The following is a 13,144-nucleotide window of genomic DNA, read 5'->3' on the forward strand; positions in this document are numbered from 1 at the left end:
CCGCGCCGATCGACTATCCGCCGCGCAGCACCATCAGTTTCTGCATATCGGCCAGGCCCTGCTCCTGCGCCTCACCCAGGAACGTCGGCAACGGCGCCTGCACCTCAGGCAGCACCTCGTTGTCGATGAGGGCTTGCAGCCCGGCCTCCTTGCCCCCGCGCCCTGTCTGGTTCTCGATCTCTTGCTGACCGGAAGGCGTTGAATAGTCATAGAATTCGCGATCCGACGGCCGCGCACTGTCGATCTGCATGCCGCCGGATTTCCAGTACGAGTAGGTGGCCAGCTTCGCCTCGGCGGTACGGACCGCGACGATATGACTGGGCGCCGAGGTGGGGATCTCGGTGGGCGCGTTCTCACCCATCACCGCACGGATCTGGGGATCCTTGAGGAAGGTGGCCATCTCTTCCACCGACATGTCATCGGTGACGTGCGCGATCCACTTGCGCCCTGCCGCATTGTTTTTAGCGATGCCGGCGATGTCGGCGCGCGCGGCCAGATACGAAAAACGCGGATCAGAACGCCAGCTATTGCCGCCGGAACCGATCGTCAGCAGCAGGGGTGCGAGGTCAACGCTGGAGGTCAGCTGGGTGCGCGTGTCCCCCGGCTTCGGGGTGAGCACACCGTGCGGATCGCGGATGTACAGCGGAACCCGGATGGCCTCCTCGTACGCAGTGGCCCCCTTGCCGCGCAGTCCATGCGAGCCCGCGTATTCGCCATGATCGGAGGTGAAGACGACGACGGTGTTGCGATCCACCTCTGGGCGCGATGCCAGCTTGTCCAGCACCCGGCCGACCTGGGCATCCACCTGCTGTTGTAGCCACAGGTACATATCAAGGCAGCGGGCCCATTGACGGGCCATATCCGGTCCCGAGTAGGTCACCGCGCCCGTCATGATCGGCGACATGAAATTGGCGTAGTCGATCTGCAGCTGCGGCTTGCCGTGCTGGCGCAGCTCATCGGGCGTCTGGAAGTTGACCGGCACAGCATCAAACCAGTGCGGAACATCTTCCGGGAGAGGATTCTTGGGCCACCAGCAGATGTCATGCGGATTCACCAGAGAGACCGTCGTGCACCACGGCCCCTTGCCTGCCTCGGCGTCGAACCACCCCGCGAACTGGTCGACGATCCCCGGGTCCTTCTGCAGTCCCTGGTTCGGCATGCCGTTCGGCGACGGGAAGGTGCCGCCCGAGAAACCATGTGCATCAAGACCTTCGGGTGTGTTGTCACTCCAGTGACCGAGATGCCACTTGCCCCACCACCAGGTCTGATATCCCTGCTGTCGCAGCATGGTGCCCCAGGTGGGGAACTGCGGTGCCAGGCTCGATTCGGTTGGCCCCTCCCCGGTGAACAGACATCCGGTCTGATGTGAGTACAGCCCGGTCGTCATGGCTCCCCGTGACGGGGTGCACATGTTCGATGCGGTGTAGTGCGACGCGAAGGTGATGCTGTCCCTTTGCAATCGACTAAGACTGGGTAAGAGGTTGGTGAGTTTCTGAACATCGGGGAACCACTGCGGGGCCCGCATCTGATCCACGACGATCACCAAGATGTTCGGCTTGTTCCCGCCGGCTGACGGTGAATCAGTGCGACTCGGCTTGCGGAGCAGCTCATATCCCCCGAAACCGACCGCGGCGGCACCCGCCGCAACAGCCCCAGTGGTCAGCACGGTCCTGCGGTTGAGCTCGGCCATGCATCCAACGTAACCGCAATTCCTGGCAATGAACGCCGAAGAACCCGGCCGGTTTTGGGTACGACGCGCTACGGCTGTGCGGGAGCCGTGGTCGCGGCGCCGGGTGCGGGCGCCGCGCCGCGCGGCGGAGCGACAGGCGCCGGCATCGGAGGCGGAGCACCTACCGGAGGCGCCGGCGCCGGCGCGGACCCCGGCGCCGGCCCTTCGGCCGCCGGGGGCTGCGTGCCCATGATCTCAATCTCGCTCACCGACACAAGACCGTTGAACGCGTCCTGCCGCTGGCCACTCTTGTTCACGATCGACACACCGGGTTCGGTGGCCTCGATGACCATGGTCACCGAATCGGTCACCACATTGACCTTGACACTTGCCAACGCTCGGCTCACCGGGACCTGCTGTTTGACCGAACTACCGTCGCTGAATTCCCAACGCACCCTGGTGATCTTGCGGTTCTGGGCGAAGCGGTCGGATCCGTCGATATCGGTCTTGGCATATCCGGGCACCAAACCGACCGAGGTAACGAGTGTCGGGTGGTCGAACTTCGCCGTGATCGACTGGCCGTCTTGTTCCTTCCACTGGCATCGCCAGGCGGTGAGCGGGTCGTTGTCGAATGCCTTAGCGGGGTCGTAGACGTACTTCACCCCATTGCTGTCGGTGCCGTCCTCGGCCTGAACGCAATTGGTGCTCAAGTCCACCGGCTTGACGGGACTCGACGGCACGGGAGGTGGCGCGGTGGTGGTCGTCGCCGCACTGCTCGTCGTCTTCGGATCATTCGGCGGCAGCATCCCGTGCGTCTGCTGCTGGGTGGAACCGTCGCCGTGCACCGCCATGTATCCGACGTAGCCGAGCCCCACGACCACGAGCAGACCAGCGAGCATCGCGAAGGCCATGATGATCCCGCGATGCGATCGCGCATTCGGATCGCGCCACGGATCGGAGAACTTCACCTGCGCGGCGAGGTTAGGCGGGCACGCGGGCAGCTGCGCCAGAGCTTCACGCAGATCCGGACGCGTGTGCCACAGTCGCAGCAGTTGATCCTGCGGTAGCGCCGGGTTGTGCGCGGCGGCAAGCTCCGCGTCGTAATCCGGCGCCGGTCCGTAGTTGTATGGACCGGTCATGGGCGGCCATTATTCCGCACGAACGGGCGCCAGCGGCCACATGAGGCCACCCGCCATGCCGGTCTATTCACGGTTCAACATGTTCCTTGCTCACTCGAGGCTCGCCCGAACCGAGTATCCGCAGGCCCGCAGAGTGCTCGTCTGCCCACCCCCGACCTCGCCAGTGATACCCAGCTAATCGTCGCAGTATCACAGTGGGTTGTCCGTCCAGAACTGTCACCCGTGACGGACGTGCTAGTTTGGCCGCTGGTATCTGCATGACCCAGAGGAGCTCCGATGACCAGATTTGTGGTGCCGGCCGCCGCAAGCGTGCTGATCGGCCTGCTGCTGGGCGCCGCCGCCGTCTTCGGCGTCACGCTGTCGGTCGAGCAGGACAAGAAGCCGGTCGTGACGGGAATCGATCCGTCGACCGCCATCCTCAACCGCCCCGATTACGGCAACCGGAGCTGACATCTCGCGGCCCCCGGCAGCGCCGCGCAGCATTTCCTGAGCCGTGACGCACCGCCTTGACTGTTCGCCGCTGAGTCGGCGGTGGCTCGCGGTCGCCGCGGCGTTCGCATTACTGCTGACCTTTGCCCAATCACCCGGGCAGATCTCCCCGGACACCAAGCTGGATCTGGCGATCAATCCGCTGCGGTTCGCCGCCCGGGCCCTCAACCTGTGGAGCAGTGATCTGCCGTTCGGGCAGGCGCAGAACCAGGCATACGGCTATCTCTTTCCGCACGGCGCCTTCTTCTCACTGGGGCATCTACTCGGGGTGCCGGCCTGGGTGACGCAACGACTGTGGTGGGCACTGCTGGTGGTGGCCGGGTTCTGGGGCGTCATCCGGGTTGCCGAGGCGCTGGGTATCGGTACCCGCGGCTCCCGGATCATCGCGGCAGTCGCGTTCGCCCTGTCCCCCCGGGTGCTGACGACCCTGGGAGCCATCTCATCCGAAACACTGCCGATGATGCTGGCTCCGTGGGTGCTGTTGCCGGTCATCCTGACGTTCCAGGGCCGAATGTCCCCGCGCCGGGCGGCGGCATTGTCGGCTGTCGCGGTCGCATTGATGGGTGCGGTCAATGCTGTCGCCACCGCCCTCGCCTGCGGTGTGGCCGCCATCTGGTGGCTGGCCCACACACCGAACCGGACATGGCGGCGATTCACGGCATGGTGGATTCCCTGCCTGGCGCTGGCCACCTCATGGTGGATCACCGCCCTGTTGATCTTCGGCAAGATCAGCCCGCGGTTCCTCGACTTCATCGAATCTTCCGGCGTCACCACGCAATGGACCTCTCTCACCGAGGTGCTGCGCGGGACCGACAGTTGGACGCCGTTCGTGGCCCCGACCGCGACGGCGGGTTCCTCGCTGGTCACCCAGTCGGCCATGGTCATCGCCACCGCCATGATCGCCGCTGCCGGTATGGCGGGGCTGGCAATGCGGGGCATGCCGGCACGCGGGCGCCTGGTCGCGATACTTCTTGTTGGCCTCGTGCTGCTGACGGCCGGATACACCGGTGCACTCGGATCGCCTGTGGGCCAGCAGATCCAATTCTTCCTTGACGACGGCGGCACACCGCTGCGCAATGTGCACAAGCTCGAACCATTGATCCGCCTGCCACTGATTCTTGGCCTGGCACATGCCTTGTCGCGGATACCACTTCCCGCCAGTGTGACCGTCCGGGAGTGGCTCGCGGCGCTGGCGCGCCCGGAACGTAATCGGGCGGTTGCCCTTGGGATCGCGGTGTTGGTGGCGCTCGCCGCGAGCACATCGCTGGCCTGGACGGGCCGGCTGGTGCCCCGCGGCGGTTTCGACGAGATCCCCGGATACTGGAACGAGACGGCACACTGGCTGGCCGATCACGATGATGGCGGGCGCGCGCTCGTGGTACCGGGAGCTCCGTTCGCAATCCAGACTTGGGGCCTCACCCGCGACGAACCCCTGCAGGCGCTGGGCCAAACACCTTGGGGAGTACGGGATTCCATCCCACTGACACCTCCGGAAACCATCCGCGCCATCGACTCGGTACAGCAGTTGTTCGCCGCCGGCCGCCCCTCGGACGGGCTGGCCGACACCCTGGAGCAACAGGGCATCTCCTATCTGGTGGTGCGCAACGACCTCGACCCCGATACGTCCCGTTCCGCGCGACCGATCCTGGTGCACCACACCATCGACGGGTCTCCCGGGCTCACCAAGGTTGCCCAGTTCGGCGACCCCGTCGGGGCCGGGACCGTGGAAGGCTTTGTCGCCGATAGTGACCTACGCCCAAAGTATCCAGCGGTCGAGATTTACTCGGTGGGGCACGGAAAGGGTTATGGGGAACCGTATTTCGCGGACATCGACAGCATGCCCCGGGTCGCGGGTGGACCCGAAGCTCTGCTGCGCTTGGGTGAACGGCGCCGCCAGCTGAACCAGCCACCGCTGGGCCCATCTCTCTTGGCTACCGACGCCGCACAGGCAGGTCTGCGTCCCGGACCCGCGATGGTCACCGACAGTCCGTTGGCTCGTGAGACCGACTACGGGCGCGTCGACGATCATTCCTCGGCCATTCGCGCACCCGGCGATAAACGCCGAACCTTCAACCGAGTGCCCGACTACCCCGCCACCGGCGTCCCCGCCGTGAACGGAAGCTGGACAGGCGGGACCATCACCGCATCCAGCTCCGCTTCCGATTCCACGGCGCTGCCCAATGTGGCCCCGGGCACCAGCACAGCCGCCGTCATCGATCGCGACAACGCGACGAGCTGGGTCAGCAGTTCACTGGAAGCCGCTCTTGGGCAATGGATTCGGGTGGACCTGGATCGGCCGATCACCAACGCGATCCTCACCGTGACACCGAGTGCCACCGCATTGGGAGCTCAGGTGCGGCGACTGGAGGTCGAGACCGATAACGGCACCACATCGGTGCGGTTCGATGAGCCGGGCAAGCCTTTGGATGTGGCGCTGCGGCCGGGGGAAACCAACTGGGTCAAGGTCACGGCCACCGGCACCGAGGACGGCACCTCCGGCGTGCAGTTCGGCATCACTGAGCTATCCCTCACCCAGTACGACGCCGCGGGATACGCCCATTCCGTCGATCTCCGCCACAGCGCAACCCTGCCCTCGCCTCCCGCGGAAGCCGCGGTGTTTGGCTGGGACTTGGGATCTCCGCTGGAGGGTCGACCCGGCTGCATGCCGTCCCCCGAGAGGCTGCGCTGCGCGGGAACACTCTCACTTGCCCCCGAGGAACCCGGCACCTTCATCCGGACACTGACTGTGCCCCGGCCTCTTTCGCTCACACCACGGCTCTGGGTGCGGGCCCGCTCCGGCCCGCAACTGCGTGATCTGATCACGCAGCCCGGAACCACCGCGGCCTCCGGGAGCGCCGACCTGATTGACCTGCGAGGCTCCTCCTATGCCGCCACCGACGGCGATCCCGGTACCGCCTGGACGGCGCCACAGGAGTCGGTACTGCGACAGCACCTGCCCTCTCTGGTGATAAAACTCCCCAAACCCGTGGCCGTCGGCGGTATTCGGCTCCAGCCCAGCAAGACGGAGGTGCCTACACACCCCAAGCAGGTAGCCATCAACCTCGGCGACGGACCCCAGATAAGGAACATCGACCCGAAGTCTCCCGAGACGACACTGGCATTGCATCCGGCTGTCACCGACACCATCACGGTCACGGTGACTGACTGGACCGACATCATTGACCGCACCGCGCTTGGAACCGATCAGAACAAGCCGCCCGGAATCGCCGAGCTCGTCGCGCTGGACACCGGCGGTCGGCCGGTCGCCCCGGCCGATGCGCGGGCCAATGGCAACCGCGTGATCAACATCGGATGCGCCGACGGCCCGGTGCTAGCGCTCGCCGGACGCTTCATCCCGATGTCCATCACCACCACGGTGCGGGATCTGCTGGACGGCAATGCCATCCAGGCGACTCCGTGCGATACCGCACCCATCGCGACGGGCGCAGGGCCTCAGGACGTCACCGTCAATCCACGCCAGCAGTTCATCGTCGATGGCGTCCAGCTCACCGCGCCGGACGCGGCACCGGCCTCCGCGACCGCGACCGTGGCACCCACGGGCAGATGGGATGCGGCCCGGCGTGAGGTGACCGCGGATCCCGCGTCGCACGACCGGGTGCTGGTGGTGCCCGAAAGCATCAACCCCGGGTGGGTGGCTCGTGATGCACAAGGGCACATCCTCGCCCCGGTACGGGTGAACGGATGGCAGCAGGGATGGGTGCTTCCGGCCGGCAGCGGCGGGCCGATCACACTCACCTTCGGCCTCGACACCTGGTACCGGGCGGGACTGTTCGGCGGACTTGCGCTGCTTCCCGTCCTCGCACTGTTGGCCTTCATCCCCGTGCGCCGAAAAACCACCCTCGCCCAGGTGATCCCATGGCGCTCTGGCCGCGCGGCGGGTGTCGCGGTGCTGGCGGCTCTCACCGCCATCAGTGGCATCGCCGGGGCCGTGGTGGGCCTGGCCGCATTGGCGTTCAAGGTGTGGGCGCGCTGGCCCCTGCGCACGCTCACGGCAGCGGGGGCCTATGTCTCCGGCGGTTCTCTGCTGCTGGCCGGAGCGGCCCTCTCCCGGCATCCGTGGCGATCGGTGGGTGGATACACCGGTCACTCGTGGTGGATTCAGCTGCTGGGGCTGACCTCTGTGACCGCCGTGGCGTTGGCTGCGGTGCGGCTCCCATCGCGCCGCTTCTGGAAGCGCCGCAATGCCTCCCGTGACGGAGATTCCACCAGCGCGTAACTGACAGCGGCCATCGCGAAGCCGAAGATCAGCGTCAGAATCAGCACCAGCGGGAAGTGACCGCTGAACGGGAAGCGCCCGATGACGGTAAAGACCATGTTCAGGGCCGCCAGATGCCAGATGAACAGGCCGTAGGACCAACGCCCCAGCGTCACCATCAGCGGGCTGCTCAATATTCGGTGCGGCGTGCCCGGGGCATCCAATGTCAACGGCATCAGCAGCGCCCACGCCAGCGTGGCACCCATCGCGATCTTGACGGCGTACTGATGCGGCGGTGCCTGAGTCAGCCCCTGCGGTCCGGCCAGCGGGGAGGCTGCCACCCCGAAGGCGATAAGGGCCACCACGGCGAGCAGCACGCGGCGACGCGCCAGGTGCAGTGTCCAAGCGGGTGGCGCCGAGCTCCATTCGGCCAGCAGCATGCCCGCGACGAACCACGAGAAGAAGGCGGGCGGCCACGTCAGCGGATTGACGCCCACGGCCGCGTGAAAGGGGATGAACGACCAGCCGAGACTGATGGCACCGAGGGACATGAGCACCGGAGCACGCCATCGCCCCGGCACCCGCCGCATGGCGACCGCGATGACCGGCAGCGCCACATAGAACGCCACCTCGACCGCCAGGCTCCACATCTGTGTCAGACCTGCCGTCAGAGTTAGCGGGATATACAACTGTGTGAGCGTCAGGTTGGCCGCCCAGACCACCCAGCTGGCCCCCATCGCATCCGGCAACAGCAACAGGATGACAACGACGGCGGCCAGGTAGGCCGGGACGATGCGGACGAACCGCGACGCGAAGTAGCGCCCGGTGGACGCGGCCGCGGGCCCGCCGTGTGCTGCCGCGGCATGTGGCCGCCACAGCAGAAATCCAGATAGCGCGAAAAAGACGGCCACCGCCAGGTCAAAGCGGCCCAGGATGCGTCCGTCGACGCCACCGTTGTGACCCGTCTGAAACGCGGTGTGGGTGACCACGACGCCCATCGCCGCGCAGGCGCGCATGCCCTCCAATGCTGGGACAAAGCCCCGCGCATGGACGGCCGGAGCCGATGGCCGCACTGTCGTCACCCCGCCGAGGGTACGGTTCTAAGTCGATCCGGCGGCATTTGACCAGAACCAGGACCTGGGAATCCGTACGATCGCCAAATGACCACCTGGCGGCCACGGCTGTTAGGGTCAGACAGATTTGCCCTGGGCATGCCATCTCGTCACGCACAGGGTTACCGCACGTTAAGGAGGGTTCGGCCACAGTGAACCGCGGGGTCATGATGCGTATCGCAGCGTGCGGGCTGCTGGGGCTGGGTTCGGCGCTCATCATCGCCGCACTGTTGCTCAGCACGTACACGAGCAACCGGCTTGCGAAGATTCCGCTCGACTGGGACGCCACATTGGTGAGCGAGGGCAAGGGCCGTGCCCTGGACCCGGCGTCGCTGTCCGGACCGAAGTTCATCGCCGATCCGGATAAGCCGCTGGCGCTGCAGGAGCAGATCACCACCGTCAGCCCCACCGACGCCACCAAGGTCGGCCTGCAGGCGGGCATCACCCTTCGGCGCACCGATAAGCAGGGCGACGCCGGTTTGGTTCTCGCCACTGTCGACACCGTCACCGTGGACCGCCACTCCGCCGAGGCGATCTCCAGCGATGACAACCCCGGCGGCAGTGTCCAGAAGCCACGCGCTATCGAGGACGAGACACCACCGACGACGATTGCGCTCAAGCACGAAGGGTTGAGCTACCGGTTCCCCTTCGACACCGAGAAGAAGACGTACCAGTACTTCGACGTAGTCGCCCAGCGAGCATTCGACGCCAACTACACCGGCGAAGAAGATGTCAACGGGCTCACCGCCTACCACTTCACCCAGAACGTGGGCTACGACGCCAACGGCAAGCTGGTCGAACCGGTCTCGTACCCCTCGTTGTACGACAAGGACGAGGACTCGAAGGTCACGGCCCGCGCCCAGCAGTGGGGTGTGGAAGCAGAGCGCGAGGACGAAGAGATCACCATGACCCGCTACTACGCGGCACAGCGTGAGTTCTGGGTGGATCCGGTCAGCGGCATCATCGTCAAGAGCAAACAGCATGCGCTGCAGTACTACTCGCGTGACGCGCTCAAGCCCGAGGTCCCGATGGTGGACTACACCGTGCAGTCGAACGACGAGACCGTCGAGAAGCAGGTGAAAGCGGCACGCGATACCCGCGACAGCCTGTCCATCTGGTCGAACATTCTGCCGATCACCTTCGCCGCTCTCGGCGTCGTGGCGCTGGTCGGTGGTGGGCTGCTGGGCTCGTTCAGCCTGCGCGCCGAGTCGGCGTTGATCGACCCCGGCCTCGACACGGTCGATCATGGCTTCTTCGGCCGTCGCGGTCCGGAGAAGCCGCCCGCCAGCGAGGCCGACACCGACAAGTTCCCGTCGCCCCGAAACCACCTCTAGCCGGGACGTCTTGCGCCGCACGCGCGTCATCGCGGCGCCGCTCTACGCATTGGGCTTGGCGGCGGCCATTACCGCGCCTCTTGCCGCACCCGGTTATCTGCTGATCCGTGACGCCGTCTCAACCCCGCGGTCTTACCTGACCGATGCGGCGCTGGGGGTAGGCGAGGCAGCCCCTCGCGCCGTCCCGCAGGACTTCTTCATCGCCATCGCGACGTCACTTGTTGACGGCGGAATCCTCGTCAAGGCCCTTCTCGCGGTGAGTTTGTGGCTCGCCGGGTGGGGAGCGGCGCGCCTGGCCGCTCAACTGGTCCCAGACGCCGGGATTCCCGGCGAGCTGGTGGCCGCCACCATTGCGATCTGGAATCCCTATGTGGCTGAACGGCTTTTGCAGGGCCATTGGAGTCTGCTGGTCGGTTACGGCTGCCTACCGTGGGTCGCGCTGACGGTAATTCGGCTGCACACGGCGACCAGTATCGGCGCATGGTGCACGCTGGCGTTCTGGATCGCCGCGGCCGGATTGACGCCCACCGGAACGGTGCTCGCACTGATCGTCGGGCTGGCCGTGTCGTCAGATCTGCGGTCAAGGCTTGGTGTACTGGCGATTTCGCTGCTGGCCGCGATGCCGTGGCTGGTGGCCTCGGGGTTGGGCACGGCCATACCGGCCGGAGACCAGGCCGGGGTCCACGCTTTCGCGGCCCGGGCCGAGCCTGGGCTGGGCACGCTCGGCAGCCTGGCCTCACTCGGCGGTATGTGGAATGCCTCTGCGGTGCCGGCCTCGCGAACCACATTGTTCGCGTTGGCCTTCTCGGCGGTGCTGCTCGTGGTGCTGGCGGTGGGCGTGGTGGTGCTGTGGCGCACCCGAACAGCGCTCGGATTGCTCGGTATTGCCGGTGCGGCCGTGATTCTTCCGGCGCTGCTGGCGACGGGCCCGGGGCTGTCGCTGACCACCTGGCTCATCACCGAGGTGCCCGGCCTGGGCATTTTGCGTGACGGCCAGAAGTGGGTGGCGCTGGCGGTACCGGGGTACGCGGTGGCCGGTGCCGCCGCCGTGACCGCGGTACGCGAACGTTCCGCACAACTAGTGGGAGCCGGAGTGGCATGCGCAGCACTGATATTGACGCTGCCTGATCTGGCTTGGGGAGTGGGAGGCCGAGTCGAGTCGGTGGTCTACCCGGCCGGATGGCACACGGTCGCCGCCTACATCAACGCCGAACCTCATCCGGTGGCTGTATTGCCACCGGAGACCATGCGGCAATACCCGTGGGGACCTCCTTCGATCCCGGTGCTGGATCCGTTCCCGCGCTGGATCCGCGGAGACGCGGTGAGTAGCGGCGACCTTCGTGTCGACGGGCAGGACGTGCGCGGCGACGGCACCCGGGGACGTGTCGTCGAACAGCTGCTACGCACCGGCGCCACACCGCGCGAGCTCGCGGCGCAGGGCATCGGCTGGGTGGTCCTGCAGGCTAAAACTCCTGGTGAACAAGAGTTTTCGTCAACAACACTGGCGCAGCTCGAGCCGGTCTACCGCGACGGCGACATCGCGCTCTACCGGGTACCCGGGCCGTGGGAATCCATCGGAGCATCACCGAGCCGTCGCAACACCGCCATTGCGGCACATACGATCTGGGTGGCACTCCTGGCAGCGGGCGTGCTGGCCGGCGGCCTGCGCCTCACCCACCGCCGGCGAGCGTAACCACGCCAAGAGTCATGGGCCGAGGGAACCACCGCACTGGCCGTGAAGCTGTAGTCGTCGAGCTCTACCTCCAGCCGCTGCTGGATATCGTCGTTGAACCTGTCCTGCCGGTCCTTGCGCACATCGAGGGTCAGGAGCCCGCGGCTGCGGATAATGCCGATCACGCCGCAAGGATCGGTGCCTCGCTGGCGGCCCGGTATCTCACCGCGGGCTGATCCGTCAGATCAGGCGGGAATTTCGACCTGCGGAGCCGCGACCGGTTCGTCACCGACGATCCCCGACACCGGGATGCCGAGCATCGCCGCCTTGAGCACGGTCCACACACCGGCCGCGCTGCGCTCCCACGACAGGTCGGCACAGCGAGCACGCGCCGCCTCGCCCATCCGGTAACGAAGGTTGTTGTCCGCCAACAGGGTCGCGGTATGCCGGACGAACTCATCCTGGTCGCGGGCCAGCAGACCGGTGATGCCGTCGGTGACCGAATCGGTAAGGCCACCGGAAGAGCGGTAGCCGACCGTGGGCACGCCATGCTGCGCGGCCTCGGTGACCGCCAGGCCCCAGCCTTCCTTGCGTGACGGCATCAGGTGCACCCAGGCACGTTGCAGCACCCGGTGTTTGGCTTCCTCACCGAGATATCCGTGAAATGTCACCGACTCGGAAATACCCAGCCGGGCAGCATGCCCCACCAGCGGATCCATCCACCAGCCATCGCCGACGACATCGAGATGCACGTCGGGTACATGGTCACGCAGTAGCGCGAGCGTGGTCAGCGCGTGCTCAATCTGCTTATGCGGCACCAAGCGCGAGAGCACCACGACTCGCGGCGTCTCGCTGCGGGCACCGTCCAGCGCCTCGGCCACCGACAGCGCCGGTATCTGATCGATACCGTTGCGCACCACAGCAATCCGTCCGGGCTCCACACCGAGCGCCACCAAGTCGGATGCGGACGGCTGCGAGACCGTCAAGTACTGGTTGCGCCGGTGCATTCGCGGAGACAACCGCGATTCCAACCACCAGCCCAGCCTGCCGATGAGCTGCCCCGCCACCGGCCACTGCTCTCGGTGGCAGTGGTGCACCAGCATCACCACGGGCGCCGTCACCACGGTGCTGGCGAAAAAGGGGATGCCGTTCTGGGTATCGATGACGACATCGGGGCGCACCTCACGCAGTGCGCCCAGACCGACGCGACCGGCCAGCAGCGACAACAGTGCGCGCGGGTACACCGTGAACCGCCCACCGCCACGTGAGATGCGCACTCCGTTGACCACCTCATGGCGAGGCGCGCCGGGGTAGGCGGCACATCGCAGTGTCACCCTGACACCGGACGCGGCCAGCTCGGCGCCGATGCGCTGCAGGTATGTCTCGCTACCGCCGCCCTGCGGATGGTCGGTATCACGCCAGCACAACATGAGGACCTCCCGCGGGAGGCCCGGCTGATCTGACGCTTCGCTTAACACCGCTAAGCACCCTAGGCCGTTAGGGTGGGCCTCCA

At 66.4% G+C, this 13,144-nt stretch carries 8 protein-coding genes and 1 pseudogene; 4 read left to right on the forward strand and 5 right to left on the reverse strand.

Features of this window, described 5'->3' with window-relative positions; all coding sequences use genetic code 11:
- Window positions 1-13 precede the first annotated feature (13 nt).
- Both B4400_RS06280 and B4400_RS06285 read right to left on the reverse strand, forming a co-directional pair.
- Window positions 14-1,690 carry a sulfatase-like hydrolase/transferase gene (locus B4400_RS06280; RefSeq protein ID WP_078307132.1) on the reverse strand — a complete coding sequence of 559 codons (1,677 nt, stop codon included), beginning with the start codon at window positions 1,688-1,690 and terminating at the stop codon, window positions 14-16.
- Between the two features lie 68 nt (window positions 1,691-1,758).
- Window positions 1,759-2,808: a discoidin domain-containing protein gene (locus tag B4400_RS06285; protein WP_078307130.1), complete on the reverse strand. Its 1,050-nt coding sequence runs from the start codon at window positions 2,806-2,808 to the stop codon at window positions 1,759-1,761.
- Window positions 2,809-3,084: 276 nt separating this feature from the next.
- On the opposite strand from B4400_RS06285, the gene B4400_RS06290 reads away from it, so the two are divergent.
- Together B4400_RS06290 and B4400_RS06295 are read left to right on the forward strand one after the other, a co-directional pair.
- A complete protein-coding gene (locus B4400_RS06290) occupies window positions 3,085-3,258 on the forward strand; it encodes a DUF2613 domain-containing protein (protein ID WP_078293036.1) in 174 nt (57 codons plus the stop codon).
- A 43-nt stretch (window positions 3,259-3,301) separates the two neighbouring features.
- Window positions 3,302-7,534, forward strand: coding sequence for an alpha-(1->3)-arabinofuranosyltransferase (locus B4400_RS06295; RefSeq protein ID WP_078307127.1), 4,233 nt, complete (start codon window positions 3,302-3,304; stop codon window positions 7,532-7,534).
- On the opposite strand, the gene B4400_RS06300 is transcribed toward B4400_RS06295, so the two are convergent.
- Window positions 7,417-8,586, reverse strand: coding sequence for an acyltransferase family protein (locus B4400_RS06300; RefSeq protein ID WP_286151017.1), 1,170 nt, complete (start codon window positions 8,584-8,586; stop codon window positions 7,417-7,419). The two genes, B4400_RS06295 and B4400_RS06300, sit on opposite strands and share 118 nt — an antisense overlap.
- A 191-nt stretch (window positions 8,587-8,777) precedes the next feature.
- Between B4400_RS06300 and pgfA the strand changes: the two genes are divergently transcribed.
- The gene (gene pgfA / locus B4400_RS06305; RefSeq protein ID WP_078307125.1) at window positions 8,778-9,959 is read left to right on the forward strand and encodes a cell envelope lipid trafficking protein PgfA; all 1,182 of its coding nucleotides are present in this window, start codon (window positions 8,778-8,780) and stop codon (window positions 9,957-9,959) included.
- A gap of 10 nt (window positions 9,960-9,969) precedes the next feature.
- Window positions 9,970-11,652 (forward strand): MmpA family trehalose lipid delivery protein, encoded by a 1,683-nt coding sequence (locus tag B4400_RS06310; protein ID WP_139361274.1) that lies wholly within the window; start codon window positions 9,970-9,972, stop codon window positions 11,650-11,652.
- An 8-nt stretch (window positions 11,653-11,660) separates the two neighbouring features.
- Here B4400_RS06310 and B4400_RS25135 read toward each other — a convergent pair.
- Both B4400_RS25135 and B4400_RS06315 read right to left on the reverse strand, forming a co-directional pair.
- Window positions 11,661-11,813 (reverse strand): annotated as a pseudogene (locus B4400_RS25135) (4-hydroxyacetophenone monooxygenase); the annotation flags it as partial.
- 63 nt (window positions 11,814-11,876) lie between these two features.
- Entirely contained in the window at window positions 11,877-13,061 is a 1,185-nt protein-coding gene (locus B4400_RS06315; protein ID WP_078307122.1) for a glycosyltransferase family 4 protein, read from the reverse strand.
- Window positions 13,062-13,144: the final 83 nt, after the last annotated feature.

The organism is Mycobacterium sp. D16Q13 (genome assembly GCF_002013375.1).
Classification (GTDB): Bacteria; Actinomycetota; Actinomycetes; order Mycobacteriales; family Mycobacteriaceae; genus Mycobacterium.

Coding starts and splice junctions, on each gene's coding strand:
- B4400_RS06280 (WP_078307132.1), bottom strand. CDS start 1,690: ATGGCCGAGCTCAACCGCAGGACCGTGCTGACCACTGGGGCTGTTGCG.
- B4400_RS06285 (WP_078307130.1), bottom strand. CDS start 2,808: ATGACCGGTCCATACAACTACGGACCGGCGCCGGATTACGACGCGGAG.
- B4400_RS06290 (WP_078293036.1), top strand. CDS start 3,085: ATGACCAGATTTGTGGTGCCGGCCGCCGCAAGCGTGCTGATCGGCCTG.
- B4400_RS06315 (WP_078307122.1), bottom strand. CDS start 13,061: ATGTTGTGCTGGCGTGATACCGACCATCCGCAGGGCGGCGGTAGCGAG.